Here is a 24119-nt window from a genome sequence, read left to right as displayed (position 1 = left end):
GTTATGAATCGGTCATTCCATGAGTCCGGTGCCTTTACAGCGCCACTCGCGGCTCCTTCATGCTACTATCCCCGGGGGTAGATTTTCTATATAAGTTATTGCGGAATATAGGTAAAATTTTGCTTTTAGATCGTTCCCCTATGCTTACCTTCTGCGGTGCGGTGGTATAATGGACTTACTTATAGAGTTAGGAGGGGGGAGTGTGCCCGATCTCAAACAGAGAATCGTTCCCGCCGTCGGAAAGCGGTTTCCCTTTCGCACGAGCGATGTATCGGACGTCATAGACGAGTACCTGGTTTGTCCTCACTGGCATGATCAGCTGGAAATCATCCAGGTCATGAAAGGCCGAGTCCTTGTCACGCTGGACAATCAGACTTTCACGGCTGCCGAGAATGATATCGTCTATGTGAACAGCGGACAAATCCATTCGGTTAAGCCGCTGTCGGATGACGCCAGAATTATAGGATTGATTTTCGATGAATTCTTCGTGACGAGCTTTCTGGAGGGGTTCGAAACGAAAGAGATTTACAACCTTTTCATTAAGATCAGGCACCGGCTATGCTTGTTTACCCCAACCCATCCCCTGTGGGAGGAATTAAACGGATCCATCACGACTTGTTACGAGGAGAACAGAAAGAGACACGTTTGTTACGAAATGGCTATCAAGTCTCACCTTTACCGGATCATGACCGCCTTGGTTCGCTACTTCGATAAGCAGCATTACTCATCAGCAAGACGGGGCGACCTATCGTTCCTTGCCTTTGCTTCGATTCGCCCTGTTCTGGAGTACATTGAAGAGCATTACGCCGAATCGATCTATTTAGAGGAGTTAGGCCGGCTGGTGAACAAAAGCCCTTATCATTTCAGCCGTCTCTTCAAGAAGAGTACCGGTATGACCCTCCCCGACTATATCAACATGACCAGAATCAACATGGCGAAGAAGTGGTTGATGGATAATGAGCTTTCCATTACGGAGGTGGCGGAGAAAACCGGCTTCTGCAACCCCAATTATTTCGGCAAAGTATTTAAGAGTATCACGGGGTTCAGTCCGATGGATTTCCGGAATGAAATGACCAAACAGGTGCTGTCTTAAAGGGTTTTAAGTGATCCGTGCTGTTGGCGAATTTTATAATATCGGCTTTGGAATGATAGTCCAAGAAATGAATCCCTGTGTTATTGGTATGAAACCAAGCGTTGCTTTCCGGTGGAAGCTGAAGGAAAGTTTGGATGAGTTTCGTAATCGTTCCTCCATGGGAGACGATGGCGATTCGTTTGAATGGTTTGCTGCTATCTTTTATATGAGAGAATATCTGCCGAACTCTTTGGTGAAAGTGTAAGCCGCTCTCCTCCTGGTCTTGCTCACGCAGGTCATCCACATAATGAATGGGGCAGTCCACAGTAGTTGCTAGAATCTGGGCCGTTTCACGTGCACGCTGCAGCGGACTTGACCATATGATTTCAGGGGGAAACTCCTGAGAAACACGCAGGGACATTTTTTTGCTTTGCTCTATTCCTAGCGTGGTTAACGGTTCATTAAGATCGATCGTCTCGTCTTCAGATTCGCCATGCCGGATGACTAAGATTTCCAAGAGATTTCACCTCTATCCTTAGGAGGGATCTTCCTATTTATTCTTCAAAACTCCCTTTTCAACCTGCCCTTTCCTGAAAATTTAATATCTCATTCAACTAGTAAACAACGTTTTATAATTGAGAAAAAAATTCATTTATATTCTTGATGTAAAATAATCTCAAGAGGAGGAGAAAAGTTATGGATTATTCGTTGAAATGCTTCTATGAAAACGGGGAAGAGAAGGATTGGGGACGCCTGCAGGCCGTTCAGCTGGTGGATGTCGTGACGGGAGAGCCGGTTATCGAAGAGACGCAGGTGAAGGTATGCTGGGACGCCGATGCTTTATACATACGGTTCGATGGACGGGACGACTATGTCGTATCCCGCTACATCGACCGGGACGACCCTCTATATGAGCAGGACGTGGTGGAGATCTTTATCGACGTGGAAGGGACCGGCCGCCATTACCTGGAATTTGAGCTCAGCCCGCACAATGTTCTTTTCGATGCCCGGATCGATAACAAGGAAGGGAAGATCACCGTCCATACGGACTGGGATGCCGAGGGGCTGGTGACGAGTGTACGAACCGAAGGGGATCGAAAAATTTACGATTGGAAGATTCCGTTCGCGGATATCGGGCAGGTACCCGAGGAAGGCACGACCTGGAGGGTGAACTTTTACCGGATCGACGAGGACCGGGAAGGGAAGAGGCACTACCAGGCCTGGTCTCCGACAGGCGTGGCCAACTACCACATTCCTTTGCGATTTGGGAACCTGGTGTTTACAACCGAAACCGCCTAACGGGAGGGGAGCTTAGATGCTAGCCAGTACAGCATTTACTTCTCCTTCCGGTTTTACAAGGGGAATTGAAGGGCCGGCGTGCGACAGGGAAGGAAACGTGTATGCCGTCAATTACGCCAGGGCGTCGACGGTCGGGAGGGCTACTCCCGCAGGGGAAGTAAGTGTTTTCCTGGATTTGCCCGAGGGCAGCGTCGCGAGCGGGATTCGGTTCAACCGGCAGGGAGACATGTTCCTGGCGGACTACGCGAAGCACAATATTTTCAAGGTGGACAAAGAGACGCAGGAGCTTTCGGTCTTTGCCCATGAGCCCCGTATGAACCAGCCGAACGATCTGGCCATTACGAGAGGCGGGGTCCTCTTTGCGAGTGATCCCAACTGGAAGGATTCGACAGGCAACTTGTGGCGTATCGATCCGGATGGAAGCATCACGCTTCTGGAAGCGGGGATGGGGACAACGAACGGAATCGAAGTCAGTCCCGATGAAAAGACGTTATACGTCAACGAAACGGTCCAGCGCAAAATATGGGCGTATGACTTGAGCGCAAACGGGGAGATCAGCAACAAGCGGCTGCTGGTGGAGTTCGACGATCATCTGCTGGATGGCATGCGCTGCGATATGGCGGGGAACCTGTACGTTACCCGCTACGGCAAAGGGGTAATCGCGAAGCTCTCCCCGCAGGGCGAGCTGCTGTTGGAGGTCCAGCTGGAGGGGACAGACTGCACGAACCTTACCTTTGGAGGTCCGGAAGGCCGCCACGGGTATGTGACGGTTGCCGATACCGGAAACCTTCAGGTCTTTCTCGCCGATCAGCCCGGAAGGTGCTGGGGGATGTGGCAGGACTAAGGCGGATGCGCCGATCGCAGGACCGCCTGCCGCTATAGTAGGAAACGGCCCCTTCATGATAAAATGAAAGGAACGCAGCCATCGATACAGCAGAAAGCGGTGAATAGGACGATGACCACACCCAAACCGGCAACCATCCATGACATCGCACGGTTGGCCGGGGTTTCTTCCGCGACCGTTTCGCGGGTGCTCAGCAACAGCGGGTACCCGGTCAGCGCCAAGCTGCGGGAGAAAATCCTGCGGACGGCCAAGGAAGTCCATTACGTCCCGAATCTTTTGGGCAAGCAATTAAAGACGAACATCAACACGACAATCGGGGTTATCGTTCCGAGCATAACGAATCCCTTTTATTCCTCGGTACTGCTCGGGATAGAGGAGACGGCCCGTAAGAACAATTATAACGTGCTGCTCTGCAATTCGATGCACGACCCGGTGCTGGAGGAGACTTATCTCCGAACGACGTTCGAGAAGCAGATCCGCGGGCTGATCCTTTCGTCCATTACGGAGGACAAAAAGGCCATCCAGGATTATATCCGCATGGGGCAGCGCATCATTGCCATCGACCAGAAAATCGATGACGCCGGCATCAGCCAGGTGGAATTTGATTACCATAAGGGCGGGCTGCTGGCTACCCGCCATTTAATAGCAAACGGACACAGGCGGATTGCGTTCGTCACCGCACCGCTTGACCGGCCGAGCCGTATCGGCATCCATTCGGGCTATCTTGAAGCCATGCGGGAAGCCGGCCTGGAGCTCCTCGTCAAGGAAACGGCGCGTGATCATAAGTACGACGGGATTTATGAATTTGAGAACGGCAAAGCGTTAACCTCCATGCTGTTGGAGGAAGAGGACAAGCCTACGGCGGTATTTGCCTGCAACGACATGACGGCCTTCGGAGTCATCCACCAGCTGGACGCTTCCGGTTTCCGGGTGCCGGACGACATTTCCGTCATCGGTTTTGACGGGATAGACTTCGGAGAAATCGTAAGGCCCGCCTTGACGACCATCAAGCAGCCGAATGCCGAGATGGGGCGCCTCGCTTGTTCCATGCTGATGGAAGCGATGCAGAGCGATGGCTTCGAGCCAGTTCATCTCCTGCTGCAGCCGAAGCTCATCGAACGTCAGTCCGTAGCCCCGATCGCCATAGAAGCTTAATGGCAGCATCACTTGCCCGGCCCCAGCTCCTTAAGGGCCTGCTCCACGAACTTGCTCTCCAGCACCTTAGACGTATCCAGTTTCTTGTTGATGGCTCCCGCCGAATATAGGAAGTCGGCCTGCTCCTGATGGGCTTTGGCGAACTCGGGGGTGATCGGCGAGAGCAGCGGAGAAGCATTTTTCAGGACGGTGGAGATGATTTCCCGGTCCAGCTTCTGAGACTTCACGATATCGTCGGTGACCTCATCCAGATGGGATAAGTAGTAACGGCGTGCTTCTTCGTACGTCTTCAAGAACAGCAACGTGAGATCCGGATGGTCCTCGGTAAACTTCGTTCTGGCGATCAGGAAGCCGGGGGCGTTGATGTTCAGATCTTCTCCCGAAACGAGGATTCGGGCTCCCGTCTGATAAACAGCGGTGGTCGCGTAAGGATCCCAGATCGACCAGGCGTCCACGGCGCCGGTGTCCAGGGCGGGTCTCGCCTCATCCGGCTGAAGCTGAATGACCTTAATATCCTCCCCCTTCAGGCCGGCTTTGTCGATGGCCATGTACAGGAAATTATAAGCGCTGCTGCCCTTGGCAACGGCGATTTTTTTGCCCTTGAGGTCCTTAAGCTCCTTAATGGGGCTATTTTTGGGAATGACAATCATGTTGCCTTTCTTGCCGTCTCCCGTCACCGCAATGGCTTTGAAATCCACCCCGCCGACTTGGCCGGAAACGACCGGTGTTCCTCCTACTGTACCGAAATCAAGTCTCCCCGAGGCCAGAGCCTCAAAATGGGGAGGACCGCTTGCGAATTCGTTCCACTTGACCTCGGCCCCCACGGCGCTAAAGGCTTTCTCGAAGAAGCCTTTCTCCCGGGCGTACACGAGAATCCCCGTCTTGCCCTGAACCCCGATCTGGACCGTGACTTTTTCCTTAGGCTTGGTTCCCGCATTAGAAGAAGCGCCGTCGGATGAAGCCGCCGCCGAAGCGGAGGAATCTTGCCCGGAGGAGCGTGCCTGGCCGCAGCCTGCAGCAGCCAAGGACAAGAGCAGGATAAGCGTGATCGATAACAACCGGCGGTTACGAATGGATTTCATGACAGTTCCCCCTAGACAAAAATTAATGGTAACGTAAAAACGGAGACGCCCCCCGTCTAGAACAGGGATGTCTCCGTTGATACGGTCAACATAAGCGGAATTTTATTCCGACAAAAACAATTGGTTTTGTTGGACTTATATTACCAAGGGAACAGCCAGCCGTCAAGAACCGATTTAAACTTTAGCGGCTAATCTCCTTGAACGTTTCTCTTTTCCTCCTTCTCCTCCAGGTGAAAGCGGCTGATCTCCTCGAACAGCCGGGCGGAGAGGTAGCGAATATCATCGGCTTGTCCGGTCATGCGGTTCAGCGAGCGGTTCTGCTCCTCCGAGGTGGAGCTGACCTGCTCCGCTCCCGCCGCTGCCTCTTGAGCGACCGCGGCCACGTAGCGGACCGAGTCGGACAACCGGCTATTTTTGGCGTGGGCGGCCTGCAGCCTTCCGTAAATGTCCCTCATCCGGCCGTCGACATCTTCCATGGACAGGCGGATTCCTTCGAAGGAGCCCAGGGTGACGGCGACCTGGCGGTTCTGGGCATAAAGCCCCTCTCTTACCTCTGCCAGGTTGGTATCCGTTTTCCGGGTTTGGGTCTGAAGACGCTCCACCATCTCCCCGATCCGGCGGGTGGACTGCTCGGTTTCGAGGGAAAGCTTGCGCACTTCTTCGGCAATCACCGAGAAGCCGCGGCCCTGCTCGCCCGCACGAGACGCCTCAATGGCTGCATTCAACGCAAGGATATGAGTCTGTTTGGAAACCTCGCTTATCGTCTTGGTGATCGTTCCGATTTCGGCCGAATGAAGCGCTAGCTCGTTCATGGCCCTTACGGCTTGCTCCAGGAGTTCTTCCGAATGGGAGGCGGCTCCGCCGAGTGCCTGCATGGACAGAGAGCCGGTCCTCACTTGGCCCGAAGTCCCGCCGACGGCGTTTCTCATCCCTTCCGTCGAAGAGCGGATGCCTTCCATTTCTTCCTCCAAGCCCGCAATCAGACTGGCGCTGGTTTCCGCATGTCCGGCCTGCTGAGCGGTTCCTGCGGAAATCTCCTCGATGGCCCGCTGAATATCGGCATTGGCGGCGGACGTCTGCTCGGAAAAGGCGTGAAGCGAACGGGAATGCCCGGCCAGGGCGGAGGCGATTTCCCGGGATTGGCCGAGCATGGCCTGAACCCGTTCCGTCATCCGGTCGAAGCTTTGGCTCAATCGCCCCAGCTCGTCCCGGGACTCCGAGCCGATCCTCTGCCTCAGGTCCCCTTCGGCGAGACGGGCCACAGCGGCCTGGAGAACGCGGATCGGACGGGAGAAGGAACGGGTCAAAAGGAACGAGACGGCAAGGGTAAACACCACAGCCGCGGCGGAGGACGCGGTTAATACCCGGGAGCTCTCCTCCATGGTTCGGGAGGCGGCCTGGACCGCTTCTTCGGAGTCTCGAAGATAATCCTGATAGAAGCCGTCCACCAGCTCGAAAATACGGTCCCGCTGCTCCTGCGCCTGTTTATACATCGATTCAATATTGGTCTGGACATCGACGGGAGTGAGACCGGGGTCCTGGATGACCTTCACGGCGCGGTCAAAGGTTTCGAGGTACTCCACGGAAGCCGTAATCAGAAGGCTTCTGCGAAGCATCTGTTCTTCCGTTTCGGCGCTGTCGCCGATTCGGCGGATGGTTTCGGTAAAGCTGGGCCGCTGGTCCCTATACTTTTCTATGTAGATAGCCTGACGGGAGATCATGAGACCGGAGGAGAGATCCTTCATCTCCTGAACCTGTACCTTGAGCTCCATCGCCAGCTGCTTGAGCGATAGCTTAGCGGTTTGGATATCCTGCAGCTCCGCCATCCGGTTAAGTTGGCAGGAGTTGAAGACAGCCGCCCCGACAAAGACGGCCACAATGGCGGCAAAGCTGCCAACCAGCCGCGCTTTAAGAGTAATTGAACGAATGATTCCCATACGATCGCCTCCATAATCTTCCTTTGAGGCCAGTATACAAACCAACTATTAAGAGGGAGAGGGGATTTTGTTATCCGGCTGTAAATTCGATAAAAACCGACAGGATTAACCGGACGTCCAGGGCTTTGGACCCAGACAGAACTCTTTATCAAAAGTTTTAACACTCCCTTAACGTTTCTTGGGTTCTGCTTTAACAATCGGCTGTTATCCTAAATCTCGTAAACAAAATATAGAGGATTGATAGGAGGACATGGAATCATGTCGAAAAAGTGGTTTGGCTTAGCAGCATCCGTAGTATTAGCAGCGGGGGTCCTTTCGGCTTGCGGAAACAAAGACGAGAACGCAGGCGCCGGTTCTTCTCCATCGACGGCACCGACGGCTGCCGCATCCAACCAGCCTTCCCAAGGCCCTGAAGTAACCGGTACGGTGACGGCTTCCGGATCGACGGCTCTTCAGCCGCTGGTTCAGCTGGCCGCTCAAGATTTCATGGCCAAGAACAAAGGCGCGAACATTCAAGTAACCGGCGGCGGATCGGGCACGGGAGTTAAGAACGTAGCCGACGGCGTATCCAACATCGGGAACTCCGACGTGGAAGCAGCCGCTGAATACAAAGATAAATTGGTAGACCATATCGTCTGCATCGCCCCGTTTGCCCTTATCGTGAACAACGATGTTACGATCGATTCCGTCACGAAGCAGCAAGCGGCCGACATCTTCTCCGGCAAAATCACGAACTGGAAAGAGGTAGGCGGCAAGGACGCCAAGATCAACCTGGTGCACCGTCCGGACAGCTCCGGTTCCCGTAAGCTCGTTCAGAAGATTATCTTGGACGGCAAAGACTTCTCCAAGGAAGGCGTAACGCAGGATTCCAGCAAAACGGTAGCCGAAGCAGTTACCCAAGGAGCCGGCTCCATTGGCTACGTCGATGTTCCTTACATCACGGATAAAGTAAAAGCCCTCAAAATCGATGGCGTGGCTTATTCCAAAGACACCATCAAAGACGGCAAATACCCGCTGTACGGGGTCGAGCACATGTACACGAAGGGTGAAGCGACAGGCGCCACTAAGGCTTTCCTCGACTTCATCATGAGCAAGGAATTCTTCGAGAAGCCGGAAGTACAGAAAATGGGCTTCCTGCCGGCCGATCTTGTTAAGAAATAAGCTTGGTTCTGAACCCATTCTCTTCTAAGCTGCAAAAAAGACCGGGAAACCGGTCTTTTTTGCGTTGGTTCCATCATGGGACTCCGCGCGCATAAGGACAGGGAATTTACACTGCCTTAACAATTCATTTATTTTCTCCTAACATACACTGCCTATTATTAAGGACATACACCATTACTTCCTGGAGGTTATCGCCTTGTCTATTGCAGCCAAAGACCTAAATGGCAGAGCCAAGCCAGCCGCCGGCGGCCAATCGCCCAAATGGACGAAGGCCCAGCACCGCTTCGATCATACGATGCGCTGGGTGTTTGTCGGAAGCGCGATTCTCGTGGCCGCCGTTATCTTTTCGATTATTCTGTTCGTAGGCTTCCAGGGAACCCAAACGTTCAAGGACCTGTCCTTTGCGGAGTTCTTCCTGTCAACCGACTGGAGCCCTTCCTCAGAGCAGCCGCGTTTCGGTGCCTTTCCGTTCTTATACAGCACCCTGCTTATGACGTTACTAGCGGTCGTACTGTCCGTTCCACTCGCTTTGTCGGGGGCGGTGTTCATGGCCAAGATCGCACCGAAATGGATGCGTGAAATTTTGCGTCCAGCCGCCGATCTGTTCGTCGGGATCCCCTCCGTTGTTTACGGCCTGATCGGGCTTACGGTCATCGTCCCGTTTCTCGGTAAAACGTTCGGCGGAGGGCTCGGCTACGGCATCCTGCCGGCCTCGATTATCCTGGCCGTCATGATTCTTCCGACTATCATGTCCATCTCGGAGGATGCACTCCGTTCGCTTCCCGGGCGGCTGGAGGAAGCCTCGCTTGCCCTCGGGGCCACCCGGTGGCAGACCATCTGGCGGGTGCTCCTGCCTGCTGCAAGACCGGGGATTCTGACAGGGGTTATCCTCGGCATGGGCCGGGCGATCGGGGAAACGATGGCCGTCTTCATGGTCATCGGGAACTCTCCTAAAATTCCCGGCTCGCTGCTGGATTCGACGACGGTTCTGACGACCGCCATCGTCAAAGACATGCCGAATACCTTCTACGGTACGACGTGGAACAATGCGCTTTACTTGATGGCGCTTGTCCTGCTGGTCATTTCCCTGGGCCTGATCCTCTTGATCCGCATCATCGCCAAAAGGAGTGAGCTGAAATGAAACGCAACAAAGCGGCGGACCGGCTGGCCACTCTGTACTTTTGGGCGGCGGGCATTGCCATTATCGTTATTCTGGCCTGGTTTCTCATTCGTATTCTAGGCAGCGGACTGTCTCACCTGTCCTGGAGCTTTCTGACTGGCAAGCCGAACGAGGTTCTGGCCGGCGGGGGAGTAGGGCCCATGCTGTTCAACTCCTTCTACATTCTGTTTCTATCGCTGCTCTTCTCTCTTCCGATCGGAATCGGAGCGGGGATTTATCTGGCCGTTTACGCCAAAAGGAACAAGTTCACGGAGCTGATCCGCATTTCCGTAGAGGCTTTGTCCTCCGTGCCCTCCATCGTCTTCGGTTTGTTCGGAGCGCTTCTGTTCGTTAACTGGATGGGCTTGAAGTTCTCGATTCTTGGCGGAGCCGCCACGCTTTCCCTGCTCAATCTTCCCGTTCTGGTGAGGGTGACGGAGGAGTCGATCCGTACCGTACCGGAATCCTACTGGGAAGCGTCGCTTGCCCTCGGCTCGACCCGGTGGCAGGCGGTCCGCAAGGTGCTGCTGCCGTCTGCACTGCCCGGACTCATTACCGGAATCACCCTTGTTTCCGGGCGCGCGCTCGGGGAAACCGCCGTTCTGATCTACACAGCCGGAACGTCCGTTTCGCGGCATTTTCCCGACTTCAACCTGCTGGAGATGGGGGAAACGCTGGCCGTCCATCTGTGGTATTCGGGCTCGACCTCCCTTGCGCCGGATGCGAAAGAGATCGCCCAGGCGAGCGGAGCACTGCTCGTTCTTATCGTCCTGATTTTCAACCTGCTCATAGCCATTCCGAGCCGAATCATCCAGAAACGATTAACCGGGGGGAAATCCTAATGGCCGTTAAACATAAAATTCAAGTTGACCAACTAAATTTATCCTATGGGGATAACAAAGCCCTTCACGATATCCAGCTGGACATTCCCGAGAATTCCATTTCGGCTCTAATCGGGCCGTCGGGCTGCGGCAAATCGACCTTCCTGCGCACCTTGAATCGGATGAATGATCTTATTGAAGGCGTTCGTATTAACGGAAAAATTCTGGTCGACGGCCAGGACATTTATGGGCCCGACGCGGATGTGGCTTCCCTGCGCAAACGGGTAGGCATGGTATTCCAGCGCCCCAATCCGTTTCCGATGAGCATTTACGACAACATTGCGTACGGGCCACGCATTCACGGCATCAAGAAGAAAGCGGTGCTGGACGAAATGGTCGAGAGGAGCCTCGAGCAGGCCGCTCTCTGGGATGAGGTCAAGGACCGTCTCAACAAGTCGGCCCTCGGACTGTCCGGAGGACAGCAGCAGCGCCTGTGCATTGCCCGCCTGCTGGCCGTAGAGCCGGACGTACTGCTCATGGATGAGCCGACCTCCGCCCTCGACCCGATCTCCACCTTAAAAGTGGAGGAACTGACCCAGAAGCTGAAGGAACGCTATACGATTATCATTGTCACCCACAATATGCAGCAGGCCGCCCGGATCTCGGACCACACTTCCTTTTTCCTCAACGGATTCCTAGTGGAGTCGAACAAGACGGACAAGATCTTTACGACGCCCGGCGACCAGCGGACGGAAGACTACATTACCGGGAGATTCGGATAACAGAAGGGATGAGACGCATTGGATACTAGACCGAAATACCATCAAGCCTTGAATGAGCTTCAGCAGCAGCTGCTTGTCATGGGGGAGCTGGTGGAGCGCCAAATCCAGAGCGCCGTGGATTCCCTCAAGAACCTCGACGAGCAGAAGGCGAGAGACACCGTAGAGAAGGACGATCAGATCGATGACCTGATGTCCCGGATCGAGGAGCGCTGTCTAAGGCTGATCGCCCTGCAGCAGCCGATGGCAAGCGATCTCCGGATTATCGGGATGACCCTTAAAATTGCCATAGACCTGGAACGGATCGCCGACCATGCGGTCGATATTGCGAAGGTGACGATCCGGATGTCCGGCGAGAATCTGGTTAAGCCCCTGATCGACATCCCACGCATGGCGGACCTTGCCATGGGCATGCTGCGCGAAAGCCTGCTCTCCTTCACGGAGAAGGACGTCAACCGGGCGGCGTCGCTCGCGGAGAAGGACGATGAGGTCGACAAGCTCTACAGCACCGTGCTGATGGACGTGACCGCTTTGATGGGAACCGATCTGGCGGCGAACCGGCAGCTTACGCATCTGATCATGGTGGCCAATCATCTGGAGCGGGTCGCCGATCATACGACCAACATCGGGGAAGGCGTCATCTTCCTCGTGACCGGCAAGCGCAAGGATTTGAATGTATAAGGTTGTGACAAGGAAGGGATGCCCCGCACGGAGCATCCCTTTCGGCATCGTCATGGGCGAAGGAACCAAGCTTCTTACGGCCTTAAGGCAGGAGAATCGGAACGAGCTGGTCCATCCGCCGGATGATATAGACTTTACGGCTCCCGAGCTTGCGCAGGGAGCTCTTTTTGGCATGGCCGGGATGAAGCCAGACGGCATCAATGCCGGCCGACACCGCTCCGGCGATGTCCTTCTCCCACGAATCGCCGACCATGACGGCCTGGGGGCCGGAGATGCCCATCCCCTTCAGCGCATGCGCGAAGATGAGCGGGCTTGGCTTCCGGCGGGCGCTCGCGGCGGCCGTGAACACATGCTCCGGCGGGATCAGCCTGCCGAGCCCGAGCCGCTGCAGCTGGCCGAGCCGCTTCTCGGCGGTGCCGTTGCTGATCACGGCCAGCCGGTACCGCGGCGCGAGCCGCTCCAGCGCCTCCCGGGCGCCCGGCATCAGGCGGGGATGCAGCTCCGCGTTCTCGCGGATCTTCGCATCGACCGCCTTCAGGAAGCCTCCGCCGGGAGGCACGGGCAGCCCCTGCAGCGCCGCCGCGAGGCAGGCCAGCCGCAGGCCGGAAGACGACTGGTCCCACCCGGCCGTCCCTTTCGCCCGGCGCCTTCCGGGCGGGCTGACCGGCTTCCGGGCCTGGCGCACGGCAGCGCCCTTGCGGGCAGCGGTTTCCCGGCCGGCCGGACTCCGTCTTTTCCATTCCTCCCAGTAAACGTCCAGCATCCGTTCCGGGTCGGCCCCTGGCCCCTCCCAGCGTCCGGTGTATTCCCGGACCGTTTCCTTGAACGCCTGGTTGAAGCTCTGCTTCAAATCGACGAGCGTGTGGCTCATGTCAAAGTAAATGACCTTTTTCAGCTCCGGTGAAAAATGATTCTTCATCCGTTCCTTCCCTCCCGGCGGATTCCCGAGGCCTAAGGCCTTTTTCCATGTTTATGCGGCCCCGGAAGGTTTTATCCGGCGGTTTCGGTATGCTATGATGGCAGTAGTTATTTCAAACGATAGAGGTGCTATCCCATTGAGTAAATTAATTCTCATCGACGGCAACAGCATTGCCAACCGGGCCTTCTACGCCCTGCCACTGCTCAGCAATTCGAGCGGGCTTCACACCAATGCGGTTTTCGGGTTTACCACCATGCTTCTTAAGCTGATCGAAGAGCAGAAGCCTACCCATTTTCTCGTGGCCTTCGACGCGGGCAAAATTACTTTCCGGCATACCGACTATAAGGAATACAAGGGGGGGCGGGCCAAAACGCCTCCCGAGCTTTCGGAGCAGTTTCCGCTCATCAAGGACCTTATTCGGGCCTTTACCATTTCCCAGTTTGAGCTCGAGGGCTACGAAGCGGATGATATCATCGGGACGATGACGCGGGCGGCGGACGAGCAGGGGATGGACGTGCTGGTGGTCACCGGCGACAAGGACATGCTTCAGCTGGCTTCCGACCGCGTGACGATTGCCATCACCCGCAAAGGGATCAGCGAGATTGAGCTGTACGATCCGGCTCAGCTTAAAGAACGCTATGGCCTCACCCCCGATCAGATCCGCGATTTGAAGGGGCTCATGGGAGACAGCTCGGACAACATTCCGGGAATACCCGGAGTAGGAGAGAAGACGGCGCTCAAGCTGCTGCACGAATATGGGTCGGTAGAAGAGGTGCTCGCCAACGCCGGCTCCATCAAAGGGAAGATGGGCGAGAAGATCCAAGCCCATGCCGACGACGCCCGGATGAGTAAAGAGCTTGCGACTATTTTCCGGGACGTGCCGATGAGCATTTCCTGGGAAGAGCAGGCTTATAACGGCTATGACAAGCAGGCGCTCGGGTCCGTTTTCCGCAAGCTGGAGTTCAAATCCCTGCTAGAGAAAATGGACTTCTCCGGTGCGGAAGAAACGGATGAGGAGCCGGCGGTGCTGGAAGAGCTCAACACCCGCATTCTTACGGAAGAATCGGTGGGGGATTTCGCGGAGAAGCTTCCCCAGGTATTGTCCCTTCATGTGGAAGTGATTGGAGATAATCCGCACAACGCGGTCGTCCTGGGAGCGGCTTTCAATACCGAAGATGCCGCTTATTATGCTCCTCTTGACGTTCTGAAGGCGGAGGCCGCGGAGCCGGTCCGCCGCTGGCTGGCCGATCCGGACAAGCCGAAGAAGATGTGTGACCTGCACCGGGCCCTGGTAGCGCTGGCCTGGGAGGGGATTCCGCTCGAGGGCTGCGTCTTCGATGTTATGCTTGCCACTTATCTGCTGGATCCGACGGAATCGACCCTTACGCTTAATGCCCTTGCCTCGAAGTATAAGCTTTCGGGTGTGAAGGATGATGCCGAAGTGTTCGGCAAAGGGGCCAAGTTCAAGGTTCCCGAGGTGGACCAGGTCAGCGAGCATCTATGCCGCAAGGCCGCGGCCATTTACCAGATTGCTTCCATTCAGGAGAAAGAACTGGAAGACAACGGAATGAACCGGCTGTACCACGAGCTGGAGCTTCCTCTTTCCAATGTCCTGGGCGACATGGAGAAGCAGGGAATCAAGGTCAACAAGCAGGAGCTTGAGGACATCGGCCGGGAGCTCTCCGAACGGATCGCGCAGCTCATCGGGCACATTTACGAGCATGCGGGCGGGGAATTCAACATTAACTCGCCGAAGCAGCTCGGCGAAATCCTGTTCGACCGCTTGAATCTGCCTGTTTACAAGAAGACCAAGACCGGTCCTTCCACGGACGCCGAGGTGCTCGAGCGGCTAAGAACCAAGCACGAGATCGTTTCCCATATTCTCGATTACCGGACGCTGGCCAAGCTTCAGTCCACTTATATAGAAGGGCTGCTTAAAGAAATTCGGCCGAGCGACGGCAAAATCCATACGGTCTACAAGCAGACCATTGCGGCTACGGGCCGGCTGAGCTCGCAATACCCGAACCTGCAGAACATTCCGATCCGGCTAGAAGAAGGTCGCAAAATCCGCAAAGCCTTTGTTCCCTCTGAACCGGGCTGGAGGATTCTGGCGGCGGATTATTCCCAGATTGAGCTTCGGGTGCTGGCGCATATCTCTCATGACGAGAGATTGATGGAAGCTTTTCATGAGAACATGGATATTCATACGAAAACCGCCATGGATGTCTTTGGGGTGTCCGAAGCGGAGGTGGACAAGAACATGCGCCGGTCCGCGAAGGCGGTTAACTTTGGTATCGTCTACGGGATCAGCGACTACGGCCTCTCTCAGAACCTGGACATCACCCGGGCGGAGGCGGCGAAGTTCATCGAGCAGTATTTTGCCGTGTTCCAGGGAGTCCGCCGGTATATGGACGATATTATCAAGAAGGCGAGAGAAGACGGGTATGTGACTACTCTTCTGCAGAGAAGAAGATACCTGCCGGAAATCAAAGCCTCCAACTATAACCTGCGTTCCTTTGCCGAGCGCACAGCCATGAATACGCCGATTCAAGGAACCGCGGCGGATATCATCAAGCTTGCTATGGTTCAGATGGCGGAACGGCTTCAGGAAGAGAAGCTGAAGAGCCGGATGCTTCTTCAGGTTCATGATGAATTGGTGTTCGAAGTGCCCGAGGAGGAGCTCGAAACGATGAGCCGCCTCGTGCCGGAGGTAATGGAGAACGCCCTTCCGCTGGACGTGCCGCTGAAGGTGGACGTGGAGCATGGAATCAACTGGTACGAGGCCAAGTAACGAGGGCCCGATAGAAGTCTAGATAAACGAGGTGACCGACATGCCGGAGCTTCCTGAGGTGGAGACGGTAGTCCGAACATTAAACCGGCTGGTAGTCGGCAAACAAATTGACGATGTCCGCGTTTTGTTGAACCGCATTATCCAGGCTCCCCGGGAGCCGGAGCAGTTCAGCGGCGCCTTGAAGGGCCAGACGATCCACGGGATCGAGCGGCGGGGCAAATTTATCCGGTTTCTGCTCGATGACCTGGTGCTCGTTTCCCATTTGCGGATGGAAGGAAGATACGGGGTGTACCAAGAGGACGAGCCTCTTGAGAAGCATACCCACGTCATCTTTCATTTCACGGACGGAACGGAGCTTCGTTACCGTGATGTAAGGCAGTTCGGAACGATGCATATTTTTGCGGCAGGGGAGGAATGGAGCCAGCCCCCCCTGCATAAGCTGGGGTTGGAGCCCTTGGACGAGTCGTTTACGTTGAAGGCTTTCCGGGAACGGATCGCCGGGAGGACGACCAAAATCAAGCCGCTCCTGCTGAACCAGGAGTACGTGGCCGGTCTTGGCAACATTTATGTGGACGAGGCTCTGTTTCGGTCAGGGATTCATCCCGAGCGGACAGCCGAATCCCTGACCCGCAAAGAAACGGAGCGGCTTCATGAGGCCATTGTCCATACGCTTCGGGAAGCGGTCGATGCCGGCGGCTCCTCCATCAAGTCCTACGTAAATGGCCAGGGAGAGATGGGGATGTTCCAGCAGCAGCTGAGCGCCTACGGCCGCAAAGGCATCCCTTGCCCCCAATGCGGCACCCTGATTGAGAAAACGGTGCTGGGAGGCCGCGGCACCCACTTCTGTCCCCGCTGCCAGAAGCCCAAGCGGGTCAGGCGCCGGGTTCCTTCCGGCCCCCCTCGAACGGACCTGTAGGGCGGAACCGCTGACCGGTTCCCGGTCCCGTGCTGCCGTTTCCTCCTGGGCATTCACTCCTTTCCTCAACGGAACATAGGTTAGTTTAGGCTGGAGTGGGCCGTTGCTACGCGTGCAGAGGAACGCTAGGCAACCCGCTCGGCCTTCTATCCTAGGGAGGAGGGGTTCCTTTGCCCGCACTGGTTTCGCTTTTCTTGCTGGCCTTTGCCGTAAGTCTGGACGGCTTTGGTGTAGGAACGATGTATGGATTGCGCCGGATCCGCATTCCACTGCTATCCGTTGCCATCATTTCTTTTTTCTCGGGCCTCGTGATTCTTCTTTCGATGCAGATCGGAGTGCTGATGGCGGCTTTTCTTTCTCCGGGGCTCGCCCGAAGTGTCGGGGGAGTTATTCTCGTGGGGATCGGAATATGGGCGGTGTACCAGTCCCGAACCTCCGAGACCGCAAACCCGCAGGCCGAAGAGCAAGGTGAGGAAGGAGAAGCTTCCTTCCGGACGGAGGAGAAAACGGCTGCCCGTACCGGCAAGTCCAGTCAGGCGCTGCTTTCCATTGAGCTGAAGCGGTGGGGAATCGTCATCCAGATTCTGAAGACGCCATCGATGGCCGATATCGACCGTTCGGGGATCATTTCGCCCTCGGAGGCGGCTCTTCTCGGCCTGGCTCTATCTTTGGATGCCTTTGGCGCCGGGATCGGTGCGGCCCTGATCGGGTTCCCCCCCTTGCTGACGGCCGCCGTCATCGCCTTTTCGAGCGGGGCGTTCATTACAGCGGGGCTGCGCATGGGTCTACGTTTTGCCGGAAAGGCCTGGCTCCACCGCTTCTCCATTTTGCCCGGGTTTATTCTCGTGCTGATGGGAATCCTTAAATTATTCTAGGAGATATGCCCATGAATATAGGTTTAACAGGAGGAATCGCCTGCGGCAAAAGCACGGTATCCCAGATGCTTGTGCGCCGCGGAGCGGTTCTCATCGATGCCGACCGCATCGCCCGAGAAGTCGTGCTTCCGGGCAGTGCCGGCCTGGCCCTTGTGGCGGAACGTTTCGGACAAGCCGTCTTGGATGGTGACGGATCGCTTAACCGGCGCAAGCTGGGAGAGATAGTGTTTAAGGACGAAGCCGCCCGCAAAGACTTGGAGGGCATTCTTCATCCGCTGATCCGTCAGGAAATGTGGTCTCGCATGAGCCGTTACGAGCAGGAGGATCCTTCGCGCCTTGTTGTCGTGGACATCCCGCTTCTCTATGAATCGGGCTTGCAGGAGCAGGTGCAAGAGGTGATGGTCGTTTACATTCCGCGGGAGCTGCAGAAAGAACGGCTGATGAAGCGGGATGGCCTCGGTTCGGAGGAAGCGGACAGACGGCTGAATGCCCAACTGTCCATCGAAGACAAAAAAGCGTTAGCGGATTATGTTATCGACAACAGCGGAACGCAGGAGGATACCGAGAGGCAGGTGGACCGGTTCTGGCAGGAAAAGGGGCTGCGATGACTTTTATAAGGAAAAAAAGGTTTTTCGGCCTGTTGTTTCTGTTTATTCTGCTGCTTCTGTTCTTCAAATCGGCTTGGATGGGCCGGATGCTCTATCCGATTCGTTACCAGGACGAGATTACGGCGGCGGCGGACCAGAACAACGTCGATCCTCTTCTCATAGCGGCCATTATCCGGGTGGAAAGCAATTACCGTCATGACGTGGTTTCTCATAAAGGGGCCTACGGAATCATGCAAGTGATGCCGGATACGGCACAATGGATTTTCGAGATGGAAGGCTTCCATCAGTACAAGCTATCCGATCTGGAGAATCCGGGGATTAACATTCTGGTGGGAAGCAAGTATTTGAATTTTCTCAACAAGCAGCTGGGTAACAATCCTTACGCGGTGATGGCGGCCTACAATGCCGGCCAGGGGAAAGTCGCCAAATGGCGGGAGGAGAAGATATGGGACGGCTCCTACGCAACCGTGGACCGTATTCCTTTCATGGAAACGCGCAAATACGTCCGCTCCGTTACGTACTATTACGACAAATATGTTAAACTTTATTCGGGCGACTTCGAAAATATAAGGAAAGAAGCACCGGGCCGCTCTTAGGAGCCCAATACCTCTTTCCGTCTTACATAGAAGATTGCTTGGGGGTCAATAATTAGCGGTTGCCGCCGAATTGACCAGCCAGTTGTTGTTCGGCGATTTGCACCAGGCGGCGGGTGATGTGTCCCCCGATCGCACCAGTGTCACGAGTAGCCATGTTACCGTAGTAACCGTCTTGAGGAATTTGAATTCCCAGTTCTTGAGCTACTTCGTATTTCAGTTGTTCCAAAGCTTGGTTAGCTTGAGGAACTACCAATACGTTGCTGTTGCTGGATTGTCCTTGTCCCATGTCTTTCACCTCCTCGTCGGTTGGTAATTGTATTATGTCTCGATTATAGAATGGTATTCAGGTAAGCTTTGGGAATTAGAATAAGCGCCGGGCTTGACCCGTCGTCCGGCCGAAAGGAGGCCCCCGCCATGAAATGCCCCTATTGTGACCACAATGGAACGAAGGTTCTCGATTCCCGGTCCGCGAACGAGAACAAGTCGATCCGCCGCCGGCGGGAATGCGAGAAGTGCGCCCGACGGTTTACCACCTTCGAGATGGTGGAGGAAACTCCCCTTATGGTGATCAAAAAAGACGGAAGCCGCGAGGAATTCTCCCGCGATAAAATCCTTCGCGGCCTGATTCGGGCGTGCGAGAAGCGTCCGGTCTCGATAGAAGCGATGGAAGCCATGGTGTCGGAGGTCGAACAGCAGATCCGCAATACCGCTCATGCGGAAGTCGAGAGCCGGCAGATCGGGGAGCTTCTGATGGAGCAGCTTTATCCCATCGATGAGGTAGCGTACGTTCGGTTTGCTTCCGTTTACCGCCAGTTCAAGGACATCAACATGTTCATGAAGGAGCTTACCCAGATCCTGGTCAAGAACCAGGAGGAAGGGCCGAAAAATGGATAGCAGGTCTGGGATTTTTTACAAGAAAAATCCCTCTTGCATGTCCTGTGAAGATAGTGTATATTAGTACAAGTGACCGAGACGAACGGGAACAAAACGAAAGAGAAAAGCCATAAGAACGGGGCCTTAGCTCAGCTGGGAGAGCGCATCGCTGGCAGCGATGAGGTCAGGGGTTCGATCCCCCTAGGCTCCACCATAAAGACATCAACCGCATGAGGTTGGTGTCTTTTTCTATGTGGAGGCGGGGATGCTTCGAACCCCGGGGGGCGTTCCGCGCGGACGAAGCAACGGTCTTCCCGGTCCATGACCGGGAAAGGGTGGAGGAGCCCGGCATCGGAATTATACCGCCAGGCTCTGCTTCATCGATTGGTCACGGGGGCAGGTTAAATGAGAATTCCGTTATCCCCCTAGGCTCCACCATAAAGACATCAACCGCATGAGGTTGGTGTCTTTTTCTGTGTGAAGGCGGGGATGCTTCGAACCCCGGGGGTCATCCATAAAGAAAAAGCCTCTTCCCCCGTTTTCGGGAGAAGAGGCAGAGAGCTAGGTTAATCGGTTCCGCGGCAGGTTAGATGCCTTGGGCGAGCATGGCATCGGCAACCTTGACGAACCCTGCAATGTTGGCGCCGATCACGAGGTTCCCCGGAATGCCGTAGGCTTCCGAGGCATCCATGCATTCCTTATAAATATTGTTCATGATCTGTTGAAGCTTAGCATCGACTTCTTCCATGGTCCAAGACAGCCTTGCGCTATTTTGGGCCATTTCCAATGCGGAAACGGATACCCCGCCTGCATTGGCCGCCTTCGCAGGAGCAAACAGCACCTTATTCTCCAAGAAGACATCTACCGCTTCCAGAGTGGAAGGCATGTTGGCCCCTTCGCCAACGGCTTTTACTCCATTTCGGACAAGCAGCTCGGCGGAGGCTTTGTCGATTTCGTTCTGGGTGGCGCACGGCAAGGCGATATCGCAAGGAATCGTCCAGATGCCGGAGCAGCCTTCTACATAGAGGGCATCGGGATGCTCAAGCACATAGTCCTCGCATCTTTTGTTTTCGACTTCCTTTAAACGTTTGATCGTCGATAGATTAAGGCCATCCCGGTGATACAGATAGCCGCTGGAATCGCTGCAGGCCACTACCTTCGCACCTAACTGCATCGCTTTTTCGATAGCATAAATCGAAACGTTCCCCGAACCCGATACGACGACCGTGCTTCCCTCAAAGCTTAATCCTTTATGCCGGAGCATCTGGTCTACAAAGTAAACCGCTCCATAGCCGGTGGCCTCTTTTCGGACAAGGCTACCCCCGTAACCGATGCCTTTTCCCGTCAGAACTCCTGCCTCATAGGCACCGACGAGCTTTTTGTACTGCCCGAACATATAGCCGATTTCTCTTGCGCCTACTCCGATATCGCCCGCGGGAACATCCGTATCCGCTCCGATATGTTTGCTCAGCTCGGTCATAAAGCTTTGGCAGAAGCGCATAATTTCCATATCGGATTTTCCTTTGGGATCAAAATCGGAGCCGCCTTTGCCCCCGCCGATCGCCTGGCCCGTTAACGAGTTTTTGAAAATTTGTTCAAATCCCAGGAATTTGACGATACTGGCGTTTACGGAAGGGTGAAATCTTAATCCTCCCTTATAGGGGCCGATGGCATTGCTGAATTGAACGCGGAAGCCGCGGTTTACTTGTACCCGTCCCTGGTCATCCAGCCAAGGAACCCGGAAGGAAATGAGCCGGTCGGGCTCGACCAAACGGTCCAGAACGGCAAGCTTGATGTAGGCTGGGTTTTGAGCGAGAACAGGAATCAACGAGAGGAAGACTTCTTTAACGGCTTGATGAAATTCCACTTCGCCCGGATTGCGTTTTACAACGGTTTCGAATAAAGCATTGACGTATTCTTGGGCATGCTGGGTATGCGCTTGCTCTACTTCCTGTACCAAACTCAATGTAACCACTCCTTGATTGGGAATAAGGCAAATTGCCATTTCTCTTTTTTTATCGTAGGTTAATATTAATAGTTAGGGATTCATCGCTTCAATATTCAAATAAGATGAAGTTGATGCGTTTTGCGCATGAAGGGGTGGGAGTGTCTTGGAAATTAGACAGATGCGCTACTTTTTGGAGGTTGCCAAGAGAGAACATGTGACGGAAGCGGCCAATGCCCTTCATGTGGCCCAATCCTCGGTCAGCCGCCAGCTGGCTCACTTGGAAAGCGAGCTGGGTGTTGATCTTTTCAACCGCAGAGGACGGAAAGTAAAGCTAACGCCGATCGGTAAGATTCTCCTGGAGCGGGTGGAGCAGGTGATGAACATGATTCAGGAGGCGGAACAGGAAGTAAAAGAATACTTGGATCCGGAAAAGGGAGTCGTCCGTATTGCGTTTCCCATCAGCTTGGCCGCCCATGTGTTACCAACCGCTATCTATGCCTTCCGCAAAAAATACCCGGAAGCCAAGTTTCAGATGAGACAAGCTCTTTACCATGATTTGATTGAAGGCGTGATCAATGGGGAATTTAACCTGGCCATGATTGCCCCGTTACCCGAAGAAGAAAATAAGATTATTCCCAAACATCTGTTTACCGAAAAGGTGGTAGCGCTTCTGCCGATCCATCATCGTCTCGCCAAACGCACCAGCATTCAGCTGTCCGAGATGAAGGAGGATTCCTTCGTGACGCTGCCGGAAGGAACGATATTTCGGGAAATCGTGTTAAAGGCTTGCGGGGAAATCGGATTCGTTCCGCATATTGCCTTCGAAGGGGACGATATCGATGCCTTGAAAGGGCTGGTCTCGGCCGGGCTTGGAGTCGCGTTAATGCCCGAGGTCACCTTGGTGGACAACATTCCGCACTCCACCGTCAAAATTCCATTGGTGGATCCCCCGGTAACCCGTACGATAGGGGTCATTTGTCCGACCAACCGCAAGCTGCTTCCCACGGAACAATTGTTTTATCAATTTCTTTCGGACTTTTATTCGCCAGTATGACTACCATTCGGTTTACCGTTATGCCCCCTCCTGAGGCATTGATCCAGGATGTGGAGTGCATACGCCTGGCGAGCCATTCGGGCTATCAGCCGCTGGAGGTTAAGGTGTGTCCGGGCGGGTACCCGGGCCTCGTTTTCCAGCTTGCCGCCGACCGCAAAGCCGCCATTGAGAGCATAGCCATTCGGTCCGGCCAGACTTCCGATATCCCTCTATTGTTCCTTCATGGGCAAGGCTCACAACCAAGCATTATGCGTTTCAGGGGTGCTCCTTACACGACGATTCAAGTGGTGTTCAAGCCTCATGCCCTTTATTCCGTGTTCGGATGGGATGCCAGCCTCTTCAATCAGGCGCTTTCGCCACCCGATGGGTTTGGGGCACTGGACCTCCAAAATCAGCTCGAGGAGCAGTCTTCCGATGAAGAGCGAATAAACCGGCTTCTTCATTTTCTGATGGTGACCAAGCAGCAATACGGCAAGCAGGATGAGCTTATCGAACGGACACTTGGTTATATTCGAGAAGAGATCGCCTCCGTTTCGGTGAAAGAGCTGATAGCTGCTTTTTCCATTTCCGAACGCCAGTTTCAGAAGCGGTTTCTCCGCGCGGTGGGGATGACACCTCAGTTGTTCATAAGAATAAGAAGGGTCAATGAAGCTTTGCGAATGATGCATTCCGGGGAGTATGAGAGATTGTCGGACGTTGCCTATGCCCTGAATTATTACGATCAATCTCATTTTATCCGCGAGATGAAGTCCTTCTCTTGGGTGAGTCCCAAGCATATGACGATGAGGGTCAGTGAATTTCACAGCGATTTGGCGGGCTCCTCCTACCTGTAGATTGGACGGTTTTATCCAATTAGTGCTTGGACGGATCCGGTATCCTATCCTTATTCCCTGCAGGTTAAGGAGGAGGATATATGCGTAAACTTAAAATGCTCAACCGGATTTCGATTGACGGGTATTTTGCGAGCCCTAATGAGGCTAATTTTGGGATGGACTGGTTCCGTCATGATCCGCAAGTAGACCAAGCAGCGCATGAAATCGGAGGATCCCTGGGCACGTTAATTTTGGGGGGGACGACGTATCGTGGGTTTGAACGCTCCTGGACACCTATTCTTCAGAATCCGCAGGCACCCGACCATCTAAAAGAGATTGCGCTGGAACTGACCAACATGGATAAGATTGTCTTCTCCCGAAGGATGAAGGAGTCAACTTGGGCGAACACCCGGTTTTATGACGGGAATCCGGCAGAAATCGTGAGGCAAACCAAGCAGAGCGCGAGCTCGGATATTCTGATTCTGGGCAGCGGCTCCATTGTTCAGCAGTTGGTGCGGGAAGAATTAATTGATGAGTTTATTTTGATTGTCACGCCGGTAGTGGCAGGGGAAGGCAAGCCGTTGTTTTCGCATGGGAAACCCATTAATCTTTCCTTGGTTCAAACACGAGCTTTCGATTCGGGGAATTTGATTGTTCATTACGTACTCAAGTGATATCACGTTCATCGCTGTATAGTAATCCAAAGACATTGGCCGCTAAGGTGGTCGGTGTCTATT

At 54.6% G+C, this 24119-nt stretch carries 24 protein-coding genes and 1 tRNA gene; 19 read left to right on the top strand and 6 right to left on the bottom strand.

Features of this window, described 5'->3' with window-relative positions:
- Nucleotides 1-202 precede the first annotated feature (202 nt).
- Complete coding sequence (locus tag MJA45_RS20025; protein ID WP_315603664.1) at nt 203-1093, top strand: helix-turn-helix transcriptional regulator; 891 nt, start codon at nt 203-205, stop codon at nt 1091-1093.
- Here the strand turns inward: MJA45_RS20025 and MJA45_RS20020 are convergent.
- Nucleotides 1044-1589, bottom strand: a complete 546-nt coding sequence (locus tag MJA45_RS20020) for a histidine phosphatase family protein (RefSeq protein WP_315603663.1) — start codon at nt 1587-1589, stop codon at nt 1044-1046. The genes MJA45_RS20025 and MJA45_RS20020 overlap by 50 nt on opposite strands.
- Before the next feature lie 179 nt (nt 1590-1768).
- Here MJA45_RS20020 and MJA45_RS20015 point away from each other — a divergent pair, with 179 nt between their 5' ends.
- The 3 genes from MJA45_RS20015 to MJA45_RS20005 all read left to right on the top strand — a co-directional run bounded on the left by MJA45_RS20015 (nt 1769) and on the right by MJA45_RS20005 (nt 4370).
- Complete coding sequence (locus tag MJA45_RS20015) at nt 1769-2371, top strand: carbohydrate-binding family 9-like protein (protein WP_315603662.1); 603 nt, start codon at nt 1769-1771, stop codon at nt 2369-2371.
- A 16-nt stretch (nt 2372-2387) separates the two neighbouring features.
- A complete protein-coding gene (locus tag MJA45_RS20010; protein WP_315603661.1) occupies nt 2388-3215 on the top strand; it encodes an SMP-30/gluconolactonase/LRE family protein in 828 nt (275 codons plus the stop codon).
- Nucleotides 3216-3326: 111 nt separating this feature from the next.
- Complete coding sequence (locus tag MJA45_RS20005) at nt 3327-4370, top strand: LacI family DNA-binding transcriptional regulator (protein WP_315603660.1); 1044 nt, start codon at nt 3327-3329, stop codon at nt 4368-4370.
- Between the two features lie 8 nt (nt 4371-4378).
- On the opposite strand, the gene MJA45_RS20000 is transcribed toward MJA45_RS20005, so the two are convergent.
- Nucleotides 4379-5452, bottom strand: a complete 1074-nt coding sequence (locus tag MJA45_RS20000) for an aliphatic sulfonate ABC transporter substrate-binding protein (protein ID WP_315603659.1) — start codon at nt 5450-5452, stop codon at nt 4379-4381.
- Between the two features lie 188 nt (nt 5453-5640).
- The gene (locus tag MJA45_RS19995; RefSeq protein WP_315603658.1) at nt 5641-7389 is read right to left on the bottom strand and encodes a methyl-accepting chemotaxis protein; all 1749 of its coding nucleotides are present in this window, start codon (nt 7387-7389) and stop codon (nt 5641-5643) included.
- A gap of 258 nt (nt 7390-7647) precedes the next feature.
- Between MJA45_RS19995 and MJA45_RS19990 the strand changes: the two genes are divergently transcribed.
- The 5 genes from MJA45_RS19990 (at nt 7648) to phoU (ending at nt 11990) form a co-directional block, all read left to right on the top strand.
- Complete coding sequence (locus tag MJA45_RS19990) at nt 7648-8550, top strand: phosphate ABC transporter substrate-binding protein (RefSeq protein WP_315603657.1); 903 nt, start codon at nt 7648-7650, stop codon at nt 8548-8550.
- Between the two features lie 295 nt (nt 8551-8845).
- Nucleotides 8846-9691: a phosphate ABC transporter permease subunit PstC gene (pstC, locus tag MJA45_RS19985; protein ID WP_315608066.1), complete on the top strand. Its 846-nt coding sequence runs from the start codon at nt 8846-8848 to the stop codon at nt 9689-9691.
- The gene (gene pstA, locus MJA45_RS19980; protein ID WP_315603656.1) at nt 9688-10551 is read left to right on the top strand and encodes a phosphate ABC transporter permease PstA; all 864 of its coding nucleotides are present in this window, start codon (nt 9688-9690) and stop codon (nt 10549-10551) included. The genes pstC and pstA overlap by 4 nt, the downstream gene beginning before the upstream one ends.
- Nucleotides 10551-11312, top strand: a complete 762-nt coding sequence (gene pstB, locus MJA45_RS19975) for a phosphate ABC transporter ATP-binding protein PstB (RefSeq protein WP_315603655.1) — start codon at nt 10551-10553, stop codon at nt 11310-11312. Before pstA ends, pstB begins: the two co-directional genes overlap by 1 nt.
- 18 nt (nt 11313-11330) lie before the next feature.
- Nucleotides 11331-11990, top strand: coding sequence for a phosphate signaling complex protein PhoU (gene phoU, locus MJA45_RS19970; RefSeq protein ID WP_315603654.1), 660 nt, complete (start codon nt 11331-11333; stop codon nt 11988-11990).
- An 82-nt stretch (nt 11991-12072) separates the two neighbouring features.
- On the opposite strand, the gene MJA45_RS19965 is transcribed toward phoU, so the two are convergent.
- Nucleotides 12073-12909, bottom strand: coding sequence for an HAD family hydrolase (locus MJA45_RS19965; RefSeq protein WP_315603653.1), 837 nt, complete (start codon nt 12907-12909; stop codon nt 12073-12075).
- A 136-nt stretch (nt 12910-13045) separates the two neighbouring features.
- Between MJA45_RS19965 and polA the strand changes: the two genes are divergently transcribed.
- The 5 genes from polA (at nt 13046) to MJA45_RS19940 (ending at nt 18695) form a co-directional block, all read left to right on the top strand.
- Nucleotides 13046-15700 carry a DNA polymerase I gene (gene polA, locus MJA45_RS19960; protein ID WP_315603652.1) on the top strand — a complete coding sequence of 885 codons (2655 nt, stop codon included), beginning with the start codon at nt 13046-13048 and terminating at the stop codon, nt 15698-15700.
- Nucleotides 15701-15740: 40 nt separating this feature from the next.
- A complete protein-coding gene (gene mutM, locus MJA45_RS19955; protein WP_315603651.1) occupies nt 15741-16616 on the top strand; it encodes a DNA-formamidopyrimidine glycosylase in 876 nt (291 codons plus the stop codon).
- A 170-nt stretch (nt 16617-16786) separates the two neighbouring features.
- Nucleotides 16787-17491: an MntP/YtaF family protein gene (locus MJA45_RS19950; protein ID WP_315603650.1), complete on the top strand. Its 705-nt coding sequence runs from the start codon at nt 16787-16789 to the stop codon at nt 17489-17491.
- An 11-nt stretch (nt 17492-17502) separates the two neighbouring features.
- Nucleotides 17503-18099 (top strand): dephospho-CoA kinase, encoded by a 597-nt coding sequence (gene coaE / locus MJA45_RS19945; RefSeq protein WP_315603649.1) that lies wholly within the window; start codon nt 17503-17505, stop codon nt 18097-18099.
- A 32-nt stretch (nt 18100-18131) separates the two neighbouring features.
- Nucleotides 18132-18695: a lytic transglycosylase domain-containing protein gene (locus MJA45_RS19940; RefSeq protein WP_315603648.1), complete on the top strand. Its 564-nt coding sequence runs from the start codon at nt 18132-18134 to the stop codon at nt 18693-18695.
- Nucleotides 18696-18747: 52 nt separating this feature from the next.
- Here the strand turns inward: MJA45_RS19940 and MJA45_RS19935 are convergent, their stop codons facing one another.
- Nucleotides 18748-18981 (bottom strand): alpha/beta-type small acid-soluble spore protein, encoded by a 234-nt coding sequence (locus MJA45_RS19935; RefSeq protein WP_315603647.1) that lies wholly within the window; start codon nt 18979-18981, stop codon nt 18748-18750.
- Between the two features lie 128 nt (nt 18982-19109).
- Between MJA45_RS19935 and nrdR the strand changes: the two genes are divergently transcribed.
- Complete coding sequence (gene nrdR, locus MJA45_RS19930; protein ID WP_315603646.1) at nt 19110-19589, top strand: transcriptional regulator NrdR; 480 nt, start codon at nt 19110-19112, stop codon at nt 19587-19589.
- Between the two features lie 117 nt (nt 19590-19706).
- Nucleotides 19707-19782, top strand: a tRNA-Ala gene (locus MJA45_RS19925).
- Nucleotides 19783-20154: 372 nt separating this feature from the next.
- Here MJA45_RS19925 and gdhA read toward each other — a convergent pair.
- Entirely contained in the window at nt 20155-21534 is a 1380-nt protein-coding gene (gdhA, locus tag MJA45_RS19920) for an NADP-specific glutamate dehydrogenase (protein WP_315603645.1), read from the bottom strand.
- A 145-nt stretch (nt 21535-21679) separates the two neighbouring features.
- On the opposite strand from gdhA, the gene MJA45_RS19915 reads away from it, so the two are divergent.
- The 3 genes from MJA45_RS19915 to MJA45_RS19905 all read left to right on the top strand — a co-directional run bounded on the left by MJA45_RS19915 (nt 21680) and on the right by MJA45_RS19905 (nt 24056).
- Nucleotides 21680-22570 (top strand): glutamate biosynthesis transcriptional regulator GltC, encoded by an 891-nt coding sequence (locus MJA45_RS19915; protein ID WP_315603644.1) that lies wholly within the window; start codon nt 21680-21682, stop codon nt 22568-22570.
- Nucleotides 22567-23403 carry a helix-turn-helix domain-containing protein gene (locus MJA45_RS19910; protein WP_315603643.1) on the top strand — a complete coding sequence of 279 codons (837 nt, stop codon included), beginning with the start codon at nt 22567-22569 and terminating at the stop codon, nt 23401-23403. Before MJA45_RS19915 ends, MJA45_RS19910 begins: the two co-directional genes overlap by 4 nt.
- 80 nt (nt 23404-23483) lie before the next feature.
- Nucleotides 23484-24056 (top strand): dihydrofolate reductase family protein, encoded by a 573-nt coding sequence (locus tag MJA45_RS19905; RefSeq protein ID WP_315603642.1) that lies wholly within the window; start codon nt 23484-23486, stop codon nt 24054-24056.
- Nucleotides 24057-24119 lie beyond the last annotated feature (63 nt).

Source organism: Paenibacillus aurantius (assembly GCF_032268605.1).
Taxonomy (GTDB): domain Bacteria; phylum Bacillota; class Bacilli; order Paenibacillales; family NBRC-103111; genus Paenibacillus_AO; species Paenibacillus_AO aurantius.
Note: the sequence above shows the minus strand (reverse complement) of the source record. Positions and strands in the feature narration are given on the sequence as shown.